This window comes from Cohnella herbarum (genome assembly GCF_012849095.1).
In the GTDB taxonomy this organism is placed as follows: domain Bacteria; phylum Bacillota; class Bacilli; order Paenibacillales; family Paenibacillaceae; genus Cohnella; species Cohnella herbarum.
The window spans coordinates 5,735,562-5,759,657 of the sequence record NZ_CP051680.1 but is presented as its reverse complement, the minus strand read 5'-3'; the positions used below and the strand labels follow the sequence as shown (position 1 = coordinate 5,759,657).

Here is a 24,096-nt window from a genome sequence, read left to right as displayed (position 1 = left end):
ATACAGTTGTTCTATGAGTTTGTTTCAGTCCGAATGAGAAGGGGAGCGAAATAACTGTACTTTTCCGCCTATTTGCTTATATTTGGGTCATCGCCCCGAATGCCCTGCGGCAGCAAGCTTCCCGCACCCACAACTATCTATGCTGCGAATACCGATTCGGCTTACTGAGACTGCGAATGAGCTTAACCTCTTCCTCCGACAGCTCCGGCACATCCGCGGCCTTCAGGTTCTGCACCAGTTGCTCGGGCGAACTGGCTCCCGGGATGGCAACGGCGACCGCCGGATGGCTAAGCGAGTAACGAATCGCAAGCGAAGTGAGACTCCGTCCAGCGTTCTCCAAAGCATGCAACTGCTCCCGAAGCGCAACCAGCTCGGTCAGCTCATAATCCAGAAAACCCTTGACGGGTTGCCTATTCGCCGCAAGCGATCCCCCGGCCAACGGCCCTCTCGCGATGATGCTAATTCCGTTCTCCTGAAGCAAGGGGATGACGGTCTCTTCGGCTCTACGATCGACGATGCTATAGGGATTCATAACGCTGACGATAGCGGACCGCGCAGCATATTCCCTTATGACGTTAGGCCGGATCGAGGAGATGCCGTATTCCCGAATCACGCCTTCCCGCTTCAACTGCTCGAACGCTTCGATCGTTTCGTCGATGGGATCGTCCAACGTTCCCCCATGGAGCTGATACAAGTCGATATAGTCCGTTCCAAGTCTCTTCAGGCTCTCTTTAACCGCCGATAAAATATATTCCCGGGAAGGATCCCATACCCAGCCGTCTTGCCCCGGAATCCGTCGGTTACCTACCTTGGTCGCAAGTATCACGCTCTCTCTGCGCCCCCGGATCGCCTGTCCTACAATCTCCTCGTTACGTCCGCCGTCATAGAGATCGGAGGTATCCAGCAGATTAACCCCTTGATCCAACGCCTCGTGGATCAGCCCGACCGCTTTCCCTTCTTCCGTTCCAAGCGACATACATCCGAGCCCGATCTCGCCGACAAGCAATGCCGATTGACCTATGCGGTTCTTTTTCATCTCATTTCTCCCCCGTTCTCCTCACGATTTGCCTTTATTATGAATCGTTTGGAATTCGTCCTGATTCCTCTATCGCTTCGATTCTGATCGATGAATGCGCTAAGAATCTCGAAATCTTCCCGAGCGTGCCCGAATCCGGGAATAATCGGAGTATGTTTCAACAAGAAAATCAAATCTTCGGGCGTCTGATAATATTCCGTTGAATCATATTCCAACGCCTGTATTTCGGTAAATCCCGCTGCCGATAAGTCTTGAACATACTTCCTCATTAATTTCCCGTCCGCATCCCCGTAGCTCTGGCCTCTTCCGAACGCTTGTTTTAGATTTGATTTGTCCCCTTCGCTCACTTGCTGGGTAAGAAATACCCCACCCCAGGATAGAACCTTTGCCACTTGGATTGCGCTAAACCCCGAGTGCCGGCAAGAAACCACGTCGAAAAACCGTTTCGGAAAATCGAGATTCTCCGCATCCATTTGCATGAATCGTACGTTTAGAGCTCCGGACTCCCTCAAGTTGGATTCCGCGGTCTGAACCATTCCGGCCGACAGATCAATTCCGACTAGGAGCAGCGCGGCTTCGCGCATGGCGAGAATAGCCTCGCCGCCGCCCATGCCGATATCGAGCCACAGATCCGAGCGTTTACAATGCTTCTTAACCTCCCCATATAAATCCGCCGCTTCTCCCTCGACCCGACATTTTAGCTTGCTGAAATCCCAACCGTTCGATTGTCCGACCCGGTCGTAGAAATCTCTATATTCTTGTTCATTCATCGCTAAGCCAGCCCCCCATTATGCTCTTATTGTACACCTATTGATGGCTTGATCATAAAAAATACAGAGCAACGGCGATAACCTCGCCGTGCCCTGTATTGTCGCAATCGTATGTATACTGCCAAGACGCCATCTTACGCTGCAATGATTCCTTGCGTTTGCAATGCGGCTTGAGCATGATCATCGGCTGGGTGATAACCCTTTTCCAACAATTCTTTGATGTACATTTTGTTGTAGATGAAGGAAAAGATTATGCCTGGGATCCATGCTCCGAAGCCTGCCGTAAAAATCGCGAATGCAACCGAGGTAATAAACATGATGACTGCCCACTTCAGATCTCCTCTGAATAAAGCCGGGAAAAACCCGAAAAAGAAAGTTGTCCAACTAAACCCGACTTTCACTTCTTTTAAGCCACCAGCAGCATTTTTCAATCGTACGCGCATACCGACAAACCTCCACGTCTCATAATTTTCCAGTTACAAGACAATTATAGGTACAAAGTATTATTTTGTCGATATTAAAATTATTGTGGAGATTCAGGATGATTTTAGGATGCTTGAGGATTCCGCAAAGGGAATGTCCCCTCCCATTTGCTACTCATCTTTTAGACCGGATAACCATTGGGCCAACTCTTCGGTTTGAGCAAGAACGGCGAGCGGATCATAATACCAAGACCGCGCTTCTGCGAATCCGTAACAGAGTCAAGTGAGCGCTGAAGGTACGGCCGGTATGCCTTCGGAAAATTCTCGAGAAATGCTCCGGGCTTACGTTGGCGTATTCGGCCATCCGCTCGCGCGTTAGTTCCTTGTTAAAGTGGGTTTCCATGTAATGAAGGACCTGCCCGAGCCACGAATCTGCGGGTCGCTGTCTGACATTCATCTCATTAATAAGCTCGGCGAGCCATTCAATGAATAGTTGTTGAGTCCGAACCGGATCGCCGGGTTGCGGCGCCTTCCAGGCACTCTCCAGTTCGGCGGCTAATCTTAATATCCCGGAAGCACATCGCTTAAGCGGGACAGGATGTTCCAATCCCCGAGGTTTGGAGCCATCGGCGGTTAGGATTCGATATTCGATTTGGATTCCGCGCAAGGCGGATTGAGGATCGGACCTCAGCCGCGGCATGGCATCGCATAGAAACACGCTTCCCCGGGACAGCTCATGCGGGACGTCGTTTACATAAAGCAAACCCTCTCCGCCCCACACGAGAATAACGCGGTAAAAGTTACCGGGCTCCTCCCGGTCGTTGAAAACCGATATTTTATCCAATCCGCTTAAGCGGACGGGCATGTATAAGGTATTAGGCGCCAAGAAGACTCCTTCGTTCGCGGAGGGGGGCTTAGACATCTTCGTCCTCCTATAGACTCTGCTCGCTGATTCCCGATACCGGGTCGAACGTGAGCATTTTGGTCCCGATTTTGTCGATGAAGAACCGATCATGGCTGACCGTAACGACGGCGCCCGGAAAATGGATCAACGCTTGCTCCATAACCTGAATGCTCGTGAGATCCAGATGATTCGTCGGCTCGTCCAAAATAATAACCGCGGCGCCCGAAAGAAGACATTTCGCCAACGCGACCCGGGCCATCTGTCCGCCGGAGAGGTGACCGATCGTCTTGCTTAGATCCATTTCCGAGAATTGCAGCATGGAGAGGAATTTGTTCACCTTTTTCCGCGGAGCGTCCAGCCCTAACCCATAAGTGTTCACCGCATGGCTGACGGTATCCTTAGGATTAAGCTCCTCCCACATCCGGTTAAAGTACGCGTAACTTACGCCCTTCTCCCAAACGACCTCGCCGGATTCGGGCTTCTCCTGCCCCGTAAGCACCTTAATAAGCGTGGACTTCCCGCTTCCGTTGGGACCTACGATCACTAAGCGATCTTCCTTCTGTATATCGAAGCTGACGTTCCGGAAAATCGTCCGACCTTCGTAGACTTGCCCGATCTTCTTCACTTCGCACAGCTTGTCCGGAAATCGCAGCCTCTCGTAAATGTCGGTGATCAGAACGTTAACGGGATGCGGCTCGATCCGTTTCTTATTATCCGCCAGTTGGCGGGAAAGGCGATCCTTGGAGCCGGATTTTCGCGTCGCCCGGCTGTCGATGGCTTCCGACTCCATAAGGAGCAGCTCTTCCTCCCACTCGAACTGACGGTCCAGCTCCTTCTTGCGCATCTTTTTCTTGCGGACGTAGTCGGTATAATTCCCTTCGTATTCTTGAAAATGATAGTTCTCGATCTCGATCGTTCGCGTAACGACCTTATCTATGAATTGCCGGTCATGCGATACCAGAATCATAGCGCCCTTGAATCGGTACAGCCATTGCTCCAGCCACGCTATCCCTTCGATATCCAAGTAATTCGTCGGCTCGTCGAGCAAGACGACATCCGGCGCCTCGATCAGCATCTTGGCGAGCGCCGCGCGGTTTCTCCATCCTCCGGACAACTCGTCGATCGGTTGATGCCGCGATCTATCGTTGAACCCGAGTTTCGTAAGCACCGTGTCGATCTCGACGGATACGTTCCACCCGTCCAAATGCTCCATTAGTTCGAACAGCTCCGCCTGTCTCGTCAACAGCGCGTCCATCTCGCCGCCATCGGTAACCGTTCCTAGCTTTTCCCCGACTTCCTGAAGTTCCCGTTCGATAAGCGCTACTTGCTCAAAGCACTTTTCCAGCTCTTGCTGAACGGACAGGTTTCCGCGCATTTCCGAAAATTGCGAGAAGTACCCTATTTTCACCTGAGGATCGATTTCCACTTTTCCGGACGTAGGCTCCTCTTTCCCCAAAATTAGCTTAAATACCGTCGATTTACCGGCACCGTTCCTTCCGATTAATCCGATACGCTCCTCTTTGCTTACGCGAAAATAGATATCCCGAAAGATCATTGAATCGTCGTATTTCTTCGTCACGTTCTCTAAGCGAATTACGCTCACGGCTATCACCTCAAGTTCAATCTATCTAGCGTGATTATATAAGAATATCGTTTGTTACGCGAACCTAGCACAATTCCGGAGCTCTCTTAAACCATGTTTAAATATGGGGTAAATGACAATATTGTGTACTTTGTTATTTTTTTCTTTATAAATATGATCTTTTGGGTTTTTATGGTGTATAGTTATTACATGACTAGAGACCTATATTTTCCACGCTTACCAGACAAAAAGTCCTATGACTATATATCTATGAATATTACACGTTAGAGGGAGAGCCTTATGAGATTAATAGTATTATCCGGCGGATCCGGAAAGAGGCTGTGGCCTCTGTCCAATGACTATCGTTCCAAACAATTTATCAAAGTGATGGATAGCGATACCTCTTCCGACGAATCTACCGATGAATATCGGACATCCATGATCCAACGCGTGTGGGCGAAATTACAGGAGCACAATCTTGCCGAATCCGCAGTTATTGCCGCTAGCAGGGCACAACAAGAAATCATTCAATCGCAGATAGGAGCAGAAGTTCCGCTTGTTCTTGAACCTACTCGAAGAGATACGTTCCCAGCAATCTGTCTAGCCTCTAGCTTCCTGCACTCGAGAATGAGTGCGGATGACGATGAAATCATTGTCGTAATGCCTGTCGATGTCGAAGCGGACGATAGTTTCTACTCCTCGATTAAACAACTAGCCCAGCTATTCCAAACCTCCTCCGCCAACTTAGGACTTATAGGCTTAAAGCCAACGCACCCTTCGGAAAAATTCGGTTATATTCTAACAAACGCAGCCCAAGAACAAGCAACTTTGCTTAACATAGATCGATTTGTAGAAAAGCCCTCTATTGAGGAAGCATCCGAATTAATCGAAAATGGCGCATTGTGGAATTGCGGCGTATTCGCTTTTCGATTAGGTTACATTTTACGTTTGTTGGATGAAAGATCTTTGCCCAAGGAGTATGGGAGACTCTCGTCGCAATATCATCTATTGCCTGCGATCAGCTTCGATTATCAAATCGTAGAACGCGAGAACAATATCGTCGTTCATCCCTATCAGGGGAATTGGAGCGATCTGGGCACTTGGAATGACTGGACGGAAACGATGCCGAATCGAATGAACGGCAAAGGCATCTTAAGCGACGATTGCGAGAATACATGCGTGATTAACGAGTTGCAAATTCCTATCGTTGTGATGGGAGTATCCAATGCTATCATTGCCGCCAGTCCCGACGGCATACTGGTCGTAGATCGGTCGGTTAGTTCTAAGATTAAAGACGTCATCCAAGATATATCGGCGCGCCCGATGTATCAAGAAACCGAATATGGCTGGTGTCGCGTAATCGATGAGGATAATCAACAGATTAACAGGCAGGTCGTAACAAAGAAAGTTCAAATATGGGCCGGCAAACATATTAGTTACCACGTCCACGCTCATCGCAATGAAATATGGACTCTAATTAGCGGTAAGGCCGAGATTGTCGTCGACGAACGGCAGTTCATCGCGCGTTCCGGAGACATTATCCACGTTCAGGCAGGGTCCAAACACGCGATAAAAGCCATCGAAGCCGTTAACCTGATAGAAGTTCAAATTGGAGAAAAGGTCGACGAAGAGGATATCACGAGATACGACATCGACTGGAACGATTACAAGCTAAGTTGGGAAGGATGACTACCGAATGAAGGCAGTACGAATTGGGGATGCCCTGTTAAAGGAAGGTCTCATTACAGGAAACCAATTACAAGCGGCCATTGAATACCAAACGAAATATGGCGGAAGACTTGGCGATATCATCGCCGAATTGTTTGGTCTCGATCGAGATACGATCCAAAGGGTAACTCAGAAGGTGGCTTCAAAAGGACGGCTTGGCGAATTCCTGGTCCAAACGAATGAAATTACGCAAGATCAACTCGACCAAGCGCTAGCATTCCAGCAAAAGAGCGGCGGCATACTTGGGGATATATTATTGTCTTTGCGTTTTATAGAACCCGATAGATTGTATCGCGCGATCGCAACGCAAAATCAAGTGGGACGAATCGGCAGCGAGTTCTCCTTCGAACAGGAAACCAAACTCCCGGAAGCGATGGCCCGTTCGTATAATGCAATCGTAATTAACAATGATAAAAAGCGCATTTTGTTAGCCGTAGGTTCCATCTTATCCGCGGAACAACTCGCTGAACTTGAACAACATCTAGGTCAAACGGTCGAACAAGTGCTGGCCACTCGCGAAGAGCTGGAATTTCTATGGAAAACCGCTTACGAGCATGAACTTATGCAAGAAAGCACAACGAAGCTGATGGTAGCGCAGCCCGAAAACTCGGCGCATATTACAATTACTCTAACTCAGTGGCTTACGTTTTTCATCTTCCTGGCCATACTGATCGCCGGATTCGTATGGGACTGGTTGTGGACGCTCATTATTGCGAATATCGTGATACAAGTCTCCTATATCGGGATGTCGATTTTCAAATTTATGATTATCCTATTCGGGATGAAGAAGACGGCCCAGCTTCGGTTTACCCAGGAAGAAGTAGACGCGATCGATGAACGCACCCTTCCCATCTATACGATTCTCGTTCCAATGTACAAAGAAAGCGCGGTTATTCCGCGGTTACTTCATAATATCGAGGGCCTGGACTATCCGAAGGCGAAATTAGATGTCCGGTTACTCATCGAGGAAGATGATACGGAAGCGCAGGTTATGCTCAAAGCCATGAATTTACCTGCTTATTATACGGTGCTTATCGTTCCGCACAGTCTTCCCAAAACAAAACCTAAAGCTTGTAATTATGGTCTCATCCGCGCATTCGGCGATTATGTCGTCATTTACGACGCAGAGGATCGACCCGATCCCGATCAATTAAAGAAAGTTCATCTCGCCTTTCTACAAGAGCCGGAGAACTGCTGTTGCATCCAAGCAAAGCTAAACTACTTTAACAGCGACCAGAACATCCTAACCCGATGGTTTACGCACGAATATAGCATGTGGTTTGAGCTGCTGCTCCCTGGAGTCATGCAGTTGGATATCCCTATCCCGCTCGGCGGTACTTCTAATCATTTTAAGATGAGCGTCCTTAAGAAACTAAACGCATGGGATCCATACAACGTTACGGAAGATGCGGATCTTGGCGTTCGGCTCTACAAAGAAGGCTACAAAACCGCTATCGTGGACTCCCGTACTTGGGAAGAGGCCAACAGCCGCTTGGGCAACTGGATTCGCCAACGCTCCAGATGGATTAAAGGGTACATGCAAACGTGGCTTGTTCACATGAGGAATCCCATTAAATTATGGCGGGAGATCGGCACCAAAGGATTCATCGGATTCCAAGTCATGGTTCTCGCGACGCCGTTGCTTCCCTTATTAAACCCTATATTCTGGGCGATGCTCGTCCTATGGTACTTAACCAAATCGGATATCATCTCCACCTTTTTCCCGGGACCGATTTATTACTTTGCCGCTATCGAGCTATTCTGCGGTAACTTTCTTTTCGTTTATAGCAATACCATGGGAATCTACCGAATTACGCAAGAACTGCAGAACACCGGGAACAAGGCTTTCTCGTTCGGCAATGTAAAGTACACGCTATTAACGCCGATTTATTGGATGTTAATTAGCATAGCCGCGGTGAAAGCCGGAATTCAATTAATTACCAAACCCTTTTATTGGGAGAAAACGACGCATGGTCATGATACCGTTCACTCAACGCCTACGAACATTGGTAAAGATATAAGCATGTAGGAGGAGCCTAGAACCAAATGATAAGTTTATCATCAAAACAGAGCACATTTAATAAGCTCATAGCTTGGGTATTGTTTTTATTTATAAGCATTTCCGCTTTTGCGATCGGTTTTTATGTTAGTTATATCGAAGGATATATGCATCTTGACTCAGCCAGCCGAGTAGCTAACGCTTTTTATGTTCTATACAGTCGTGATCCCCATTTGGCGGCAATCGGATTCGTATGGACCCCTCTTCCGAGCTTACTAGATCTCATTGTTCTCATCCTGTATCCGATTATTCCGTCGTTAGCTTCTCATTCGCTTGCTGCCGTCGTGGTAAGTAGCGTATTTTCCGGACTAGCTTCCGTGCTTCTATTTAAAACAGGCATTCGGTATGGGTTGCCCAGATGGTTAATCTTGAGCATCGTCATCTTATATTCCTTAAATCCGTTTATCTTTTTGTTCGGCGTTAACGGTTTAAGCGATTCCCCTTATCTGTATTTTCTTCTTTACGCTATGATTAATTTTACGTTTTGGATGGAAGAGCGGGATCCTACAAAATTGGTGAAATCAGGTTTCGCATTGGCACTTGCCTTCTGGACCAGATATGAAGCCGTTCCGGTAGGCGCTGCCCTTGCGTGCGCCGTGTTCATAATTATATGGTTTGCTGTTGGAAAGGCCGCTAATGCAAAACAAGAAAAACTCCTTCTTAAAGAACAATTAAATTATATAGAAGCCACATGGACACTTTTGCTGCTTCCTGTCGTTTTCTCAGGGCTCATTTGGATCTTTTTCAATTACACTACCATGGGTAATCCGTTATATTTCTTGAATTCCGAATATTCTAATGTGGCGCAGTCTGAATCGTTAAAAGCAGATGCTAATTTTGAGAGGGTTTTTACAAGTCCTCTTCTTGCCTTGATTCTCTGTATTAAGAAAACGCTATGGTTCTCTGTACCGCTCCTCGGGGTCCTATTACTTAGAATCATGAACAAGAGACTATTCAAATGGGACATACTGGTCATTATACTTGTATTTTGCTCAGTGCCCGCATTACAACTGCTGTTACTTATGAATTCCTCGTCATTCGCATGGTTCAGATACTTTATGTATGTATACCCGATAACGATAGCATGGCTTCCATACGAATTAAGCAAAGTTAAAATAAATTTTCGTAACTGCGCAGTCGTGTTAAGCAGTTTAGTTGTCACAATAGGGCTCCTCAGTTATGCATTAACAAATCCGATTATCGCGCCCGATGAAAATGCGTTTATTAACTTTAAGCAAGGGAATGACATCAAGAGAATTGAATTATCTCGTTCTGTAGCGAAGTGGCTGGATGAAAATGTTCCTCATGGAAATATTTTAACAGATAGTGCAGCGTCCTTTATGATCATCTTGAATAGCGACTATCCTAAGAGGTTTATGATTACGAGCGATTACGACTTCAAAGATGCCGTTAAAGATCCGCCGAGCAGCGATATTGACTACATCCTAGTTCCCCGGCTCCCCGTATACAGCACGATTAATAAATCGTATCCGTACTTGTTCGAACGCGGGAGCGACTGGGCTACTCTTTATAAAAGCTTCGAAGACCCTAAGCATCAATATGAATGGCGCTTATATAAAGTAGAGAAGAAAGAGGTGCCCGTGAATGAAGGAAATTGAAATTTCGGTCATTATTCCGGTCTATAATGAAGGAGTTCATATTTCTCGTTCTCTCTGCTTAATCGAAGAGGAGCTGCAAAACATTACGTCTTCCTTCGAAATCATCGTTATCGATGACGGTTCTAAGGATGCAACTTGGAGCCAACTCGTGCAGCTTAGTCAGAGATTGACCCGTTTGAGATCCTTTCGGCTTAGCCGTAATTTCGGCAAGGAGCATGCGCTCTGCGCTGGACTTGAACATGCGGAGGGACGAGCCATAATCATTATGGATTGCGATCTGCAGCATCCCCCAAGCTTGCTTTCCCGAATGGTCCATCTCTGGCGGCATGAAGGCAAAGAATTAGTGGAATGCGTGAAGATAAACCGGGGGAAGGAAAGATTCGACAAGAAGCTTAGCGCCTCGTTATTCTATAATGTTCTAAATAAGCTGTCAGGACTTGACCTTCGCGGGGCTTCGGACTTTAAGCTGCTTGATCGCAAAATCGTGCAAGCTTGGCTGCAGATGCCCGAACGCAATACGTTCTTTCGCGGAATGACGGCGTGGGTCGGATTTGAACGCGCGCAAATTCCGTTTGAGGTGCCCGAACGCGTTGACGGAAACACGCAGTGGAGTCTATTTAGCCTATTCAAGCTGGGAATTAAAGCGATCGTCGCCTTCTCCTCCCTCCCGCTTCGAATCGTAAATTTTTTCGGTTTCATCTTTTTGGTCGGCTCTGCTATTCTAACCATTCAGACGCTGGTTCGCTACTTTATGGGAACCGCCGTCAGCGGGTTTACGACCGTCATCTTGCTCTTACTCTTTACCGGCAGTTTGGTCTTGATCTCGCTTGGCATTATCGGCGAATACATGGCATCGATCTATCAAGAGGTCAAGGGCAGGCCTCGTTACTTAATTCGCGATCAGGCGCATGGGCAAATTCGCAACGAAAATTTTGAAGTTTACGCGGAAGTCGCCGCGAGCGCGGAGAAGCTATGAAATTCAAAGTGGTTATGAAGTACGGAATGGTAGGCGTTGTCGGAACGGTTATTCATTTTCTCCTGCTCATTCTATTGGTTGAAAGATTTAATATGAATCCCGTGTTGTCATCCGCTTGCGGTTTCTTGGTCGTTCTGCTCGTATCCTACTTATTGAACAAGTATTGGACGTTCCCCTCCTCTCAGTCGGGTTGGCGTTCCATAACGAAATATACAGTCGTTTCCGTAAGCGGATTATTATTAAACACGGGGATCATGTACGTCGCTGTCGAAAAGCTGCATTGGCGCTACACCGTTGGACAGGCCCTTGTGACATTGATTATTCCGGCGTTCAACTTTGCTCTGAATTATTATTGGACGTTTCGAAAGACGCCTGCCCGAACCTACAACGGATGATAGACATCGCGACCAATTGAAAATCCCGCGCTTTACCTCCTTGTCAGTTCAAGACGCGAATGAGCCGAACCTCTTCTTTAGACGGCTCCGGCACATTCGCGGCCATAATTTTACCAGCGTTTCTCCCGTTAAACCCCTCTTTACACACGCGAAAGTAATTATCCCGACAATCATCCAATCTCGTATTTCTTCATCAAGTTCTCCAACCGAATACTCCCATGGCTATCCCCCTTCTAAATCCGTTCAGGTTGATTCCTCGTATTTCATTGTACCCATTAAATATTTATGTAAAATAAAATTACATTATTGGTGGATTATGTCCAAAAACTTATAGGTCTTAATACTTATGTTATATTAAGTAACATTAAAGTACAATAAATTCAGCTTACGAAGCCAAATAATCACACATGGAGGTAATTATTATGACATCAACTAGAAAAGGATTAAAACAGCTTCTAACGACCTGCCTCGCCGCTACAATGCTCCTTACTATGGCAACGGGCGCATACGCGGCGGATCCGACTACGACTCCAACTGCTCCTGCGCCCGTTGTTGCCCCAGCTCCCGCTCCGGCGCCTCCTACTATTCCTGACGTCAAATTAAAAGACTTGTCCGCCAAACCTAACGTTATCGTCATCGCCACGGGCGGAACGATCGCAGGCCAGGTTGCCGACGGCGACCCGACGAATCTGCAAAACTATCGGGCGGGTACATATAAAATGGAAGATATGGTCGCCCAATTGCCGCGCAAAGATAAAATTGCGGACGTGTCCACTTACCAATTCGGCAACAAGGGCTCCGGCGGTTATCTCATTACCGAGCTATACGATCTGTCCCTCGCCGTGGATCAAGCATTGAAGACTTACGACGGCGTTGTCGTCACGACGGGTACGGACACGATGGAAGATATCGCGTATTTCCTTGATCTGACGGTCAGAAGCGAAAAGCCGGTCGTCATCACGGGCGCGATGCGTCCATGGGATGCCATCGGCACCGATGCTCCCGCCAACCTCTACAACGCAATCAAACTCGCGGCCAGCGGCAAGACGAAGTGGTTCGGAACCGTACTTATGCTGAACGACGTCATTCAAGCGGCTAGAGATGTAACGAAATCTAACTCCCACCGCATGGATACGTTCCAATCTCCGATTCTAGGAGCGCTAGGTTATATCGACCAAGATAATATTTCGATCTATCGCGCGCCGGGAAGAGTGAGCAAAGCCGGCAAAACAGCATGGACGACGCCGTTCGATCTGAGCAAAATCAAAAAAGAGGACCTTCCGATGGTCGAAATCGCTTATGCCTATCAAGAAGCCGGCGGCGGCGCGATCAAAGGGTTCGTGGCCGACGGTGCCAAAGGAATCGTGACGGCAGGAACGGGCGCCGGCGGCATTTCCGCCAAGATGGGCGCGGCGCGGACCGAAGCGATCAAGCAAGGCGTTATCTTCGTCACGACGACGAGAACGGGCTCGGGAACGATGTATCCGGGAAGTTCCGAAGGCATTATCGCGGGGGATAGTTTGAATGCGCAACATGCGCGCATGCTGCTGCTTCTCTCCCTGGGCTTCTCTAAAGATTTCAAAACGATTCAAGGCTGGTTCGCAACCTACGGAGCGCAAAACGTCGACACCGGAGCTCAAGCATCATAATTCCTTAGGAGGTACGACCATATGTCAGCAACTCGAACGGGTAAACTTCCGAAAGGACTTCTTATTCCTTCTTTAATCGCATTACTCGGCGTATCGCTTTTCGGCCTTGGAGGCGCGCAGGCATCGGCGGCGGAAGCCGCGACGGACTTTCCGATTCCGGCGCTGAGCGAGACGTCCAAGACCTCGCCGATGCCTAACGTCATCGTCATCGCGACTGGCGGAACCATCGCCGGGCAAGTGGCCGACGGAGATCCAACGAATTTGCAAAACTATCGCGCGGGCACTTACAAAATGGAAGACATGGTCGCCCAATTGCCTCGCAAAGATAAAATCGCGGACGTATCTACGTATCAATTCGGCAATAAAGGCTCCGGCGGCTATCTCATAACCGAGCTTTACGATCTGTCGCTTGCCGTGGATCAGGCGCTGAAAACTTACGATGGCGTCGTCGTCACGACGGGAACGGATACGATGGAAGACATCGCGTACTTCCTCGATCTGACGGTCAGGAGCGAGAAGCCAGTCGTCGTTACGGGAGCGATGCGTCCGTGGGACGCCATCGGCACGGATGCGCCGGCCAATCTCTACAACGCGATCAAACTCGCCGCCAGCGGGAAAACGAAATCGTTCGGAACCGTGCTTATGCTGAACGATGTCATTCAAACGGCAAGAGACGTGACGAAATCGAACTCCCATCGCATGGATACGTTCGAATCCCCGATTCTGGGCGCGCTTGGTTACATCGATCAAGATAACATTTCGCTCTATCGCGCGAATGAAAGAGCGTTGAAAGCGGGGCGCCCGGAATGGGGAACGCCGTTCGACTTAACCGCGATCTCGAAGGACGATCTGCCGTTAGTGGAAATCGCCTACGCCTACCAAGAAGCCGACGGCGGCGCGATCAAAGGCTTCGTAGCCGACGGAGCCAAGGGAATCGTGACGGCCGGAACCGGCGCAGGCGGCATTTCCGCCAAGATGGGCGCGGCCCGGACCGAAGCGATCAAGCAAGGCGTCGTCTTCGTTACGACGACAAGAACCGGTTCGGGAACGATGTATCCCGGCAGTACGGAAGGCATCATCGCGGGCGACAGCTTAAATGCCCAGCATGCCCGAATGTTGCTGCTGCTCTCTCTGGCTTTCTCGAAAGATTTGCCGACGATCGAGCAATGGTTCGAAGAATACGGCCGACAAGATATTAGCCAAGAAGATATCGGCGTCGTATCTAAACTCACGGATATCGAAGGTCATTGGGCGAACTCCTCGATTAAGAAGGGGATTTCCCGGGGCATCGTGAGCGGCTACTCGGACTACTCGTATAAGCCGGACCAGAACCTAACTCGCGCCGAGTTCGTCGTTATGCTGATGAAAGCCCTGAAACCCGCGGGTACCCTGGCCGAGCTTAGCTTCGCGGACGCCGATCAGATCGGCAAATGGGCCGAGCTTCCGGTTGCCCAAGCCGTTGGAGCCGGAATCGTCAACGGTTACTCCGACGGCACTTTCGATCCTTCCGGGCCAATTAGCCGAGCGGAGATGACTCTTATGATAGCCAAAGCGATGAAGTACGAGCTCGCGAAGGACGCGCAGCCCGGCTTTGCGGATGACGCCGCCATCCCGGCTTGGGCGAAAGGCGCCGCCAAAGCCGTTAAAGATGCTGGAATTATGAAAGGCCGCAGCGGAGGCTCCTTTGCTCCGGCAAGTTACGTATCGAGAGCCGAGGCGATTACGGCAATCGTGAAATTACCCGTTAAGTAAGCGCCACACGAACAAAAGAGCCGTAACCCCCTCGCGACGAGGAGGGTTACGGCTTTTCTTACGATAAAAACTTCAACTGCAAACCATAGCACCATGAGCTGCCGTGTATCGCGGGGATGCAAGCCCGTCGACGGCTCATCCAGCAAATACAGCGTATGGCGTTTCGCCCGCAGCGTCCCTTCGCCGACTACCCACGCCTATTATTGAGTAAGCTAAGTTTCTGGTAAGAGTTTAAGCTTCCCTTGCGATGTACCCGCGGCATCTTTACAAAACGACCTTAGATTGTTTTAATCGTTAAGAGCAATAATCGTGGAGGTGAATGGCTTGAAAGTTAGACCGATCGATATCGCCAAGCGCCTGAACATCAGCACTAGCTCGCTGAGACATTACGAGAGTTGGGGCATCCTTCCGCCCGTGGAACGAGGGGCCAATGGTTATCGGATATATACCGCAACGCATATCGCATACTTCGAATGCATTCGCGCCATGAGTCCCGGCTTCGGCGTGGACACGACGATCAAGGTGCTTCAACTGCTGCGCCGGCAAGAAATCGACGAAGCCCTATGGATCGTCAACGAAGCGCAAGCATCGCTCCAACGGGATAAAGACATGGCTGAAAAAACCATAAAAGTACTCGACACCAAGGAACTCGATAATGTAGATGCAAGGGGACGGCGGCGGTGGATGACGATCGGGGAGGTATCGAAGGAAACTTCGGTTCCCGCTTCGGCGATTCGCCATTGGGAGAAGATGGGCTTGATTTCCGTATCGCGTAACGGAGACAACGGATATCGTACGTTCAGCCCTACGCAAATTCGGCAAATTCTCATTATCGGCACGTTAAGAACGGCCATATGGTCTCTAGAAACGATCAAGAACGTGATCAAGGAGCTCGACCACAACAATCTCGAGCAAGCACGCCGGGTTGCGAGAGATTCGTTGCAATTCCTGAACAACACCAACCGCAGCCGCATGCGAGGTATTCGCTATTTATACCGTTTAATCGAACTATCGGAACCGGCGGACGGCAAATCTTAACACGGTATTCAGCTTCGTAACTTCCGTCTTGCGCGGATCGGACAAGTAAATTTCCCGGTGCGTATAATCGGAACGTACATATCCTTCCTCTTCGCAGAAAGCTTCCATTCTCGCAAAACTTTCCGGTTCATCGTCAAAACTACCAACGTGCATAATTTGGCAACACAAGCCCTCCGCAATCTCGCCGAACGTTAACTTCTCAAGATAAGGGTTTTGTTTTTTCTTCTTAGTCCGCTTTACGAATCTATCGAATAATTCATCCGTCAGAAAGTCCGGTTGGCGAATCATGATCGTGTATTTCAAGTTACTCTTATCCGTCGCCGGTTTTGACTTATCGACTAAATCCCATATCCCCTCAAGCGGGAAAACGGTATATTCATAGTATCCGGCTGGCACCTCGTTACTTTTATAAGACATTTTAACCGCATAGCTTAGACTGAATAACGCTTCCGACACGCGAGCGAACTCCTCTCCGTTCGGATCGCCTTCTCCGCTGATCATAACGTACTTCATCTTAGGCACATCGATGATGACGGGCATTGTTTTCGGCAAATAAATGTCCTTAAAATCTTTGCGATATTCGATTTTCGTACCCACGGACAACGACTCCTTATTCGCTTTTGACATCAGTATAAACCGCCATGCATGACAACAGTATGTCATATTATCTTTGACGATTATTTCAATATCTTATCGAATTCGTGGAGGAACCGGTTCTCTCGCGTGGCGAGTCGGTTTTTTGGGCATCCCGTAACGCCTAACTGGGCACTCGCATAGGATAATCCAAGATCGAAACGGAGGTTATGACCATGAGCTCGCCCACCCAGGCAAATCAGGCGCCGACGCCGACGCCAATCTATCAGTGCAATCCTAAGGTCCACCAGGCGCTAAAGTCCGTCAAAGACCATCTTCATAAGCTGTGCGCCGACCACTCCCATCGATTGGTGAAGGTCGAAACGATGGACGGGGATGTGTTCGAAGGTTACATCGTGCATTGCGACAGGGGAATTCTCCACCTCCGCTTATCTAATGAAGGTTACGCGCGCGGATTCTTTCCCGGCCCCCCGCCGCCCCCTTTCAACAATAACAGCAACTTTGTGCTGCCTCTCGTCCTATTTAACCTTCTCGCCATCTCGCTTATCTGATTAAACAAGGACAATACAACGACCAAAGGAGTGATTACCATGGCCTTTACGCCTCCCTTCGGACAGCAAGGCGGGATGCAGGCACCCTCTTCGCCGCCTCCGCAAACGGTCCCTCCGAAGCCCCTCACTTCAACGCTTGCCATTGATCCGGGTGCCATTTCCAGATGCATGTTCCGCTATACTTATATTTGGCCTCGAAGCGGCCCAGGCTTCTGGTTCTACCCCGTATTCATCGGCAGGACGTCCATCTCGGGGTTTAGGTGGAACGGCTTCTTCTGGATGTTCTCCGGCTTCGATCTTGAACGAATCGACTCATTCTCATGCTTCTGATGCGAAGCCGGGCACAAGCCCTCTCGTCAAATCTCTAGCCGCCAATCGTTACACTCCATGATGTTCCCTAGCGGGTATTCGAATTCACATGGACCCGCTAGCGTGAAGTTGAGCTTTCGGCAAACCGCGTTCGACGCCATGTTGCGTATAGATGGGAACGCATGTATAAACCGGTGCTTTCTTTGAATACGGGCACTTGCGATCGCTTCAGCTACAGCTGCGGTCGCAATGCCCCGACCTTGATAAGCTTGCAAGATACTCCAACCGATCTCATAGACGCTCTCTTCTCTCTGCTTGCTGTCCCAGTACCCGACGCTGCCGACGATATCCAATCCCGGTAATAAAATAACGCTGAACATGCGACCGGTTCCCCGCTCGCTTATTCCTAGATATCGCTTGTGACGAGCAACAATTTGCTCCTCGGTCTCCGGACCTCCGAGATGCTCCATCATCTCGGGAGCATTAATTAACCGCAACAAATCAAGGTTAGCATCGGACCACGGCTCTAATCTTACCTGCGGATGACTCATTCTCTTCGACATTTTAGTCCCTCCAAATAAGCAATCGCTATACTTTTCTATTTTCATCATAACACTGGAACATACGTTTGTATTGGGGGAATAAAAAAAACCGAGATTCTTAAAGTAATAAGAGCTTCCCACAATAGCAACTCCCCCGTCTTGCCCCAGCGCTGCCGCACCTCCCTTATTTCCCTTTGCTATTTTCGAAGGCCCGAAGAGCGTCATTCCTTACATAGCCAATCGATAAGCATTGCAATAAGATTACACACGATAAGCGTAGGAATACATCTTCAGCGGGAGATGTAACTGATTTATGCTAAGTGCGCCAGACCGTTATCATCCATCAAGATGTTCCATGCCCGATGAGTCTTACGATATTTCACGGCAAAGGAGGTAATAAGAAACGGCTTTCCGCCTTTGACAAAAATGAAAGCGCATTATCGGAATTTAAAAACATTATATTTGGAGGTTGTTTATGTTATCGATAAACGAATCGCTTAGAAAGAACTCCGTCGTCCTCTTGTTCTTGGCATTCGTTCTACTGCTATCGCAGCTTACGCTATACCCTTCCTCGACATCCGCCGCAGGCGGACCTAACCTCACTCTTGGCAAAACCATAACGGCAAGCGGCCAATCCGACGTATATACTCCGAATAACGTGAAAGACGGAAATCCAGCCACATACTGGGAAAGCACGAACAACGCCTTTCCGCAATGGGTTCAAGTCGATCTGGGCGCGAATACGAACATCGATCAGGTCATTCTGAAACTTCCTGTCGGATGGGAAACGCGGACGCAAACTCTAGCCGTCCAAGGAAGCACGAACGGCTCGACGTTCGCTGACATCGTAAACTCCGCCGGTTATGTATTTAACCCCGCGGTTGCGAACAACTCGGTTACGATTAATTTCGCCTCTACGAATACGCGTTACGTCCGCTTGAGCTTTACGGCGAATACCGGCTGGGCGGCGGGACAAATATCCGAATTCGAGATTTACGGCTCGACTTCGACTACGCCGACTCCAACTCCAACTCCTACGCCTTCGAACGTTTACCAAGCCGAGTCAGCGGCATTGACTGGCGGAGCGAAAGTAAACACGGACCATCCCGGCTACTCGGGGACGGGATTCGTCGACGGATACTGGACGCAAGGCGCCACGACGACCTTCACGGTTAACGTAGCGACTGCAAGCAACTACAATGTGACGCTGAAGTACGGCAACGCAAACGGCGGCGCGCAGACGATTAGCCTCTACGTTAACGGAACGAAAATCCGTCAATCTTCGTTGCCTAACTTGGCGAACTGGGATACATGGGGCAATAAAGCAGAGATCGTTACTCTGAATGCCGGCAATAACACGATCGCCTACAAATTCGATGCAGGCGACTCCGCCAACGTCAACCTTGACCAGATCGTTTTAGATCCAACGACACCAACACCTACTCCTACTCCTACTCCTACTCCTACTCCAACACCTACACCTACACCTACACCAACGCCTACACCTACACCTACTCCAACGCCTACGCCTGGCGGCAACATCGCTCCCGGCAAACCGATTACCGCTTCTTCCTCCATTTTCACGTTCGTAGCTACGAACGCCAACGATAACGACACCAACACGTATTGGGAAGGCGGCGGCAATCCCAGTCAGCTAACGCTTGACCTATTGGCCAATCACAACATTACTTCTATCGTGCTTAAATTAAACCCTGGCGCGGCATGGGCTACGCGGACCCAAACGATTCAGGTGCTCGGCCACAACCAGAATACGACGACATTCAGTAACCTGGTTTCGGCGCAAACGTATACGTTTAATCCGTCGACCGGCAACACCGTCACGATTCCGGTTACGGCGACGGTGAAACGTCTGCAGTTGAACATAACGTCCAACACCGGGGCTCCCGCTGGTCAAGTCGCCGAGTTCCAAGTTTACGGCACTCCCGCACCCAACCCTGACTTAACGATTACAGGCATGTCCTGGACGCCGGCTTCCCCGCTTGAAACAAGCGCGATTACCTTAAACGCTACCGTATCGAACATCGGCAACTCCGGTTCGCCTGCCTCTACGGTAAACTTCTACCTGAACAATCAATTGGCAGGTTCCGCCCCGGTTAGCGCGCTCGCGGCAGGCCAAACGGCAACGGTATCTTTGAACGCCGGGACCAAAAACGCCGCCACGTACGCCGTCAGCTCCAAAGTTGACGAGAGCAACGCGATCATCGAGCAGAACGACGCGAACAATAGCTTCGCGAATCCGACGTCGCTTGTTGTCGCTCCCGTTCCGAGTTCCGATCTCGTCGCAACGGCGACATGGAATCCCTCTAATCCAAGCGCCGGCAATACCGTAACCTTAACGGCGAATCTGAGTAATCAAGGCAACATCGCTTCCGCGGGCGGCGCTCACGCCATCACTTTGGTGATCAAGAACGCTGCCGGCGCAACCGTCCAAACCTTGAACGGTTCCTATAACGGCGCATTAGCGGCGGGGCAATCCGTCAACGTGAATCTGGGAACTTGGACGGCCGTTAACGGCAGCTATACGGTTACCACGACGGTTGCCGTAGATGCTAACGAAGTAAGCATTAAGCAGGCGAACAACACGAGCTCGACAAGCCTGTATTCGGGAAGGGGCGCTAATATGCCGTTTACCGTTATCGAAGCGGAGCTGCCTTCCAATGCGACGAACGGAACGAGATTGGTTCCTAACTTCACGATCGGCGACTATGCCGGCGAAGCTTCCGGACGTTCCGCGGTACACTTGGACGCGAATGGAGAATACGTCGAGTTTACGTTGACTTCTCCGGCCAACGCGTTCGTCCTGCGTAACGCCGTGGCGGAAAACACGACGGGAACCGTCAGTATTTACGCCGACGGGGTCAACAAAGGCAAATTCAACGTATCCTCCAAGTTCTCTTACTTGTATGCATCGCCTACTACGCTAGGTCGACTAGGTTACGACAATTCGGGTACGAAAGCTTACTGGCTCTACGAAGATGCCCAGTTGATGCTTGACCAAGTATATCCGGCGGGAACGAAGATCAAAATTCAAAAAGACGCCGGCGACGTCTCGTCGATATACGTAGACATGATCGAGACGGAAAACGTCGCTCCGGCGGCTTCAAACCCAGATCCGAGCAAATACGTTCAAGTTTCGGCAACCAAATCCATCGAGCAGGCGCTTAATGAATTCAGGCAAGATGCGACTAAGAAAGGGATCTTTATTCCAGCGGGTACGTGGACCATCACCAACAAAATCTTCCTCTACGGACGCGCGACCGAAATTATCGGCGCCGGTCCATGGCACACCAAGTTGACGGCTCCGCAAGACCAATCCAATACGGATGTCGGATTCAATATCGCTTCAAGCGCGAACGGCACGACCATCCGGGATCTGTCCGCTTGGGGTAACTATATCTACAGACAAGACGGACCGGGTAAATTCATCGACGGAAACGGCATGCAGAACGTAACGATTCAGAATGTATGGGCCGAGCACTTCATCTGCTTGTATTGGGGGGTCAATTCTTCCAACAATACGTTCCGTAACAACCGTATCAAAAATATGTTCGCCGACGGAATCAACATGACGAACGGTTCGTCCTACAACATTATCGACAACAACTATGCCAGAGCAACCGGAGACGATGCCTTCGCCTTGTTCAGCGCGGTCGATGCCGGCGGTTCCTACAACGTAGGCAACAAGTACACCAACCTAACTGCCGTTGCCACAAGACGCGCTGCCGCATTTGCCGTCTATGGCGGTTCGGATAACTTGTTCCAGAACCTCTACGGCGCCGACACGCTGACTTACCCCGGAATCACGATCAGCAGTTATAGCTTCGGATACAACACCTTAGGATTCGGCGACGTGGATACGGTATTCGACGGAATTACGTTGGATCGGACCGGCGGAGATTTCTGGACCAGCGTCGGAGCGGACGACAAGATCAACGATTACCAGAACTTCGGAGCGATCTGGTTCTACGTCGGCGATCGGGCTTTCAAAAACATCGTGGTCAAAAATATCGATATCAACAACTCGGTTTATTTCGGATTGATGTTCCAGACGATGTATCCGAATGCTCTTGCGATGCAGAACATCCGGGTAGAGAACGTCAACATCAACAATCCGGCCCGCTTCGGCATCAAGCTTGTCGTTAGAGCGGAACAAGGCCAAGGACCGGCTGTCGGATCGGCAAGCTTTACGAATGTTAAAGTGAATAACCCCGGTATTACATCCATCTACGGCGAATCCTCGAGCCCGAACTTTACGGTCAACAGGGTTTCCGGCAACAACTGGTAATGCGGCGTTATTAGCATGGCAAACAGCTTACTCGGGTAACCGAGTAAGCTGTTTTTCTTCATATCCATTTAAGCTGCTCCTCGTTTGATTAACCGTCCCCTAGAGCTTCTTTTAGTTCAACTAATCGTTCGGTCGCATCCCGCGCTTCCTCGAGTTCCCGATCGGATAACGATAGGTGACCCGCCTCTCCTTGACGGATGCACCGTAATGGATTGATCATTATGGACAGGCGCGGGCGAGGAATGCTTCTGGCCTATCAACAAGCGATTACCGGAGGGATCGATTAGATTAAACCTGCGGTCTTCCGCCAAATTATTGAGTTTTGTAATTCTTGGAAATCCCTTGGAGGGAACCTTTAGGTAAGCCTCTTTTAGTTTTTCGCAAAATTGTTTGTACACGGCATCCACATCCTCAACGCTTACATAGCACATGCTGTAAGAGTTTGATGGATCTAATTGTTTCAGTACGAAAAAATGCAATTCCACGACAGGGTGACGGACGCAAGCGTATAGGTTGGGTTTAGCTTGCCTATAGGTCACTTCAAAGCCTAATGCTTGGTAGAAATTCAATTGATCGTCTATGGACCTGCAAGGAAAAATAGGGATTGCTAATCCAGTCCGATTTATTGACAAGTTATTAACCCCCGTCTCATGGAAAATTTTATTCCTTAACCTCCTCTTTCTTAGCGAATATAACTTACCTCCTTATTGTACAACCTTCATGCAAATGCTAAAGTTTTAGGGGAATTGCCTTTGTATTAAAGCAAGAATCCGTCATTAAGTTTAAGGATTAATAGGAACCCACCCCGGTTACGGAGGCCACATGAAAACAGCCTACCCGGGTTATCGAGTAAGCTGTTTGTCTTCGCTTTCTATTTAAGCCTTTCTTTCGTTTTCCAGCATTTCTTTAAGTCGCGGAAGGCGTTCGTCCCACATGTCCCCTACCGACTTCGCCCAATCGCTCAGAACGCTAAGAGGCTCCGGGGTCAGGAAGTAGCGTTTCTCGCGGCCGCTTATACGGACGGTGACCAATCCTGCCTCCTGGAGCGCATTCAGATGCTTGAGAACGCCTTGGCGCGTAATCGGGAACAGTTCGGCCAGCTGCGTGGCCGTCTTCGGGCTTTCCTTCGCCAGCTTCTCGAGCAAATCCCTGCGAAGCGGATCTCCAATGGCCGTAAAAATTCGTTCGGCGTTCAGTATGGCAGCTCCCTTCCCTCAACGTAAGCCTTCAAGTTCTCCAGAGAAAACGAGTAGCCCTCCTCCGTTAGCTCCAGTTCCCGTTGCGTCTCGTAGCCCGATTCCGTAATCGTCACTCTCGTGCCGTCGTTCTCTTCGGCGAGGGCAAAGGTCATGACCCTGGACACGCCCGACTGTTCAGGTTCCCAGCGAATCGCAAAAAGGCGAAGAGGTTCTACCTTCTCGATGGTCGCCCGCAAGGTGACAACTTCCGTACCCTCATGGTAGCGATTGGGAGAGTGGTGGAACAGAACCGGAGCGCCCGCTTCCATTACGGGAATTTCCCAAGGAGATCCAGGGGCAAACCAGAGAGACAACTGCTTCGCTTCCGTAACCGCCTCCCAAGTCCGCTCCCGCGAGGCCTGAATCCAAATCGAACGCATGACTGTCAATTGGTCCATTTTATTCCCCTCCTATGTGAAACTTTTGAGTTGCACTCATTTTAACAGACATAGATTTAAAGTGCAACTCATCGGTTGCGAAATGATTCAATACTTGGACAAATGCCGAGCAACATTGACCCATTCGGAGTACAGACCCATTGAGTATGCTATAAGCATATATCCATTCTTTTAATAAAACTCCTTTTATGTCTGTCAATCGCGGAATCGGGTATTTCAAGAGAGGAG

At 49.5% G+C, this 24,096-nt stretch carries 21 protein-coding genes; 11 read left to right on the top strand and 10 right to left on the bottom strand.

The annotated features are described in order from the left end of the window. Positions 1-133 precede the first annotated feature (133 nt). The 5 genes from HH215_RS24560 to HH215_RS24540 form a co-directional block, all read right to left on the bottom strand. Complete coding sequence (locus tag HH215_RS24560) at positions 134-1,036, bottom strand: aldo/keto reductase (protein WP_169282285.1); 903 nt, start codon at positions 1,034-1,036, stop codon at positions 134-136. Continuing rightward, positions 1,033-1,806 (bottom strand): class I SAM-dependent methyltransferase, encoded by a 774-nt coding sequence (locus tag HH215_RS24555; protein ID WP_169282284.1) that lies wholly within the window; start codon positions 1,804-1,806, stop codon positions 1,033-1,035. Before HH215_RS24555 ends, HH215_RS24560 begins: the two co-directional genes overlap by 4 nt. A gap of 134 nt (positions 1,807-1,940) precedes the next feature. Continuing rightward, positions 1,941-2,249, bottom strand: coding sequence for a DUF2628 domain-containing protein (locus tag HH215_RS24550; protein ID WP_169282283.1), 309 nt, complete (start codon positions 2,247-2,249; stop codon positions 1,941-1,943). Between the two features lie 217 nt (positions 2,250-2,466). Next, a complete protein-coding gene (locus tag HH215_RS24545) occupies positions 2,467-3,150 on the bottom strand; it encodes an AraC family transcriptional regulator (RefSeq protein WP_169282282.1) in 684 nt (227 codons plus the stop codon). A 10-nt stretch (positions 3,151-3,160) separates the two neighbouring features. After that, on the bottom strand, positions 3,161-4,735 hold the full coding sequence (locus HH215_RS24540) for an ABC-F family ATP-binding cassette domain-containing protein (RefSeq protein WP_169282281.1): 1,575 nt from the start codon (positions 4,733-4,735) through the stop codon (positions 3,161-3,163). 279 nt (positions 4,736-5,014) lie between these two features. Here HH215_RS24540 and HH215_RS24535 point away from each other — a divergent pair, with 279 nt between their 5' ends. The 8 genes from HH215_RS24535 (at position 5,015) to HH215_RS24500 (ending at position 15,930) form a co-directional block, all read left to right on the top strand. Next, a complete protein-coding gene (locus tag HH215_RS24535; RefSeq protein WP_169282280.1) occupies positions 5,015-6,403 on the top strand; it encodes a sugar phosphate nucleotidyltransferase in 1,389 nt (462 codons plus the stop codon). A 7-nt stretch (positions 6,404-6,410) separates the two neighbouring features. After that, on the top strand, positions 6,411-8,471 hold the full coding sequence (locus HH215_RS24530; RefSeq protein ID WP_169282279.1) for a cyclic di-GMP-binding domain-containing protein, MshE-related: 2,061 nt from the start codon (positions 6,411-6,413) through the stop codon (positions 8,469-8,471). Between the two features lie 17 nt (positions 8,472-8,488). Further along, positions 8,489-10,120 (top strand): ArnT family glycosyltransferase, encoded by a 1,632-nt coding sequence (locus tag HH215_RS24525; protein WP_169282278.1) that lies wholly within the window; start codon positions 8,489-8,491, stop codon positions 10,118-10,120. Then, complete coding sequence (locus HH215_RS24520) at positions 10,107-11,096, top strand: glycosyltransferase family 2 protein (RefSeq protein ID WP_169282277.1); 990 nt, start codon at positions 10,107-10,109, stop codon at positions 11,094-11,096. Before HH215_RS24525 ends, HH215_RS24520 begins: the two co-directional genes overlap by 14 nt. After that, complete coding sequence (locus tag HH215_RS24515; protein ID WP_169282276.1) at positions 11,093-11,491, top strand: GtrA family protein; 399 nt, start codon at positions 11,093-11,095, stop codon at positions 11,489-11,491. The genes HH215_RS24520 and HH215_RS24515 overlap by 4 nt, the downstream gene beginning before the upstream one ends. A 419-nt stretch (positions 11,492-11,910) precedes the next feature. Continuing rightward, positions 11,911-13,140 (top strand): asparaginase, encoded by a 1,230-nt coding sequence (locus HH215_RS24510; protein ID WP_375140531.1) that lies wholly within the window; start codon positions 11,911-11,913, stop codon positions 13,138-13,140. Between the two features lie 21 nt (positions 13,141-13,161). Next, on the top strand, positions 13,162-14,892 hold the full coding sequence (locus HH215_RS24505; RefSeq protein ID WP_169282274.1) for an asparaginase domain-containing protein: 1,731 nt from the start codon (positions 13,162-13,164) through the stop codon (positions 14,890-14,892). 324 nt (positions 14,893-15,216) lie between these two features. After that, entirely contained in the window at positions 15,217-15,930 is a 714-nt protein-coding gene (locus HH215_RS24500; protein WP_169282273.1) for a MerR family DNA-binding transcriptional regulator, read from the top strand. On the opposite strand, the gene HH215_RS24495 is transcribed toward HH215_RS24500, so the two are convergent. Beyond that, entirely contained in the window at positions 15,901-16,557 is a 657-nt protein-coding gene (locus HH215_RS24495) for a GyrI-like domain-containing protein (protein ID WP_169282272.1), read from the bottom strand. The genes HH215_RS24500 and HH215_RS24495 overlap by 30 nt on opposite strands. Positions 16,558-16,739: 182 nt before the next feature. Between HH215_RS24495 and HH215_RS24490 the strand changes: the two genes are divergently transcribed. Beyond that, positions 16,740-17,075 carry a hypothetical protein gene (locus HH215_RS24490; RefSeq protein ID WP_169282271.1) on the top strand — a complete coding sequence of 112 codons (336 nt, stop codon included), beginning with the start codon at positions 16,740-16,742 and terminating at the stop codon, positions 17,073-17,075. A 39-nt stretch (positions 17,076-17,114) separates the two neighbouring features. Then, positions 17,115-17,405, top strand: a complete 291-nt coding sequence (locus HH215_RS24485) for a transporter (RefSeq protein ID WP_169282270.1) — start codon at positions 17,115-17,117, stop codon at positions 17,403-17,405. 26 nt (positions 17,406-17,431) lie between these two features. Here the strand turns inward: HH215_RS24485 and HH215_RS24480 are convergent, their stop codons facing one another. Continuing rightward, positions 17,432-17,947, bottom strand: a complete 516-nt coding sequence (locus HH215_RS24480) for a GNAT family N-acetyltransferase (RefSeq protein ID WP_174887639.1) — start codon at positions 17,945-17,947, stop codon at positions 17,432-17,434. A 454-nt stretch (positions 17,948-18,401) separates the two neighbouring features. On the opposite strand from HH215_RS24480, the gene HH215_RS24475 reads away from it, so the two are divergent. Next, positions 18,402-22,232: a discoidin domain-containing protein gene (locus HH215_RS24475; protein ID WP_169282269.1), complete on the top strand. Its 3,831-nt coding sequence runs from the start codon at positions 18,402-18,404 to the stop codon at positions 22,230-22,232. Positions 22,233-22,348: 116 nt separating this feature from the next. On the opposite strand, the gene HH215_RS37230 is transcribed toward HH215_RS24475, so the two are convergent. The 3 genes from HH215_RS37230 to HH215_RS24465 all read right to left on the bottom strand — a co-directional run bounded on the left by HH215_RS37230 (position 22,349) and on the right by HH215_RS24465 (position 23,868). Beyond that, the gene (locus HH215_RS37230; protein ID WP_510549635.1) at positions 22,349-22,864 is read right to left on the bottom strand and encodes a bleomycin resistance protein; all 516 of its coding nucleotides are present in this window, start codon (positions 22,862-22,864) and stop codon (positions 22,349-22,351) included. A gap of 243 nt (positions 22,865-23,107) precedes the next feature. Further along, the gene (locus HH215_RS24470; RefSeq protein ID WP_256376744.1) at positions 23,108-23,413 is read right to left on the bottom strand and encodes an ArsR/SmtB family transcription factor; all 306 of its coding nucleotides are present in this window, start codon (positions 23,411-23,413) and stop codon (positions 23,108-23,110) included. An 11-nt stretch (positions 23,414-23,424) separates the two neighbouring features. Then, positions 23,425-23,868 carry an SRPBCC domain-containing protein gene (locus HH215_RS24465; RefSeq protein WP_169282268.1) on the bottom strand — a complete coding sequence of 148 codons (444 nt, stop codon included), beginning with the start codon at positions 23,866-23,868 and terminating at the stop codon, positions 23,425-23,427. Positions 23,869-24,096: the final 228 nt, after the last annotated feature.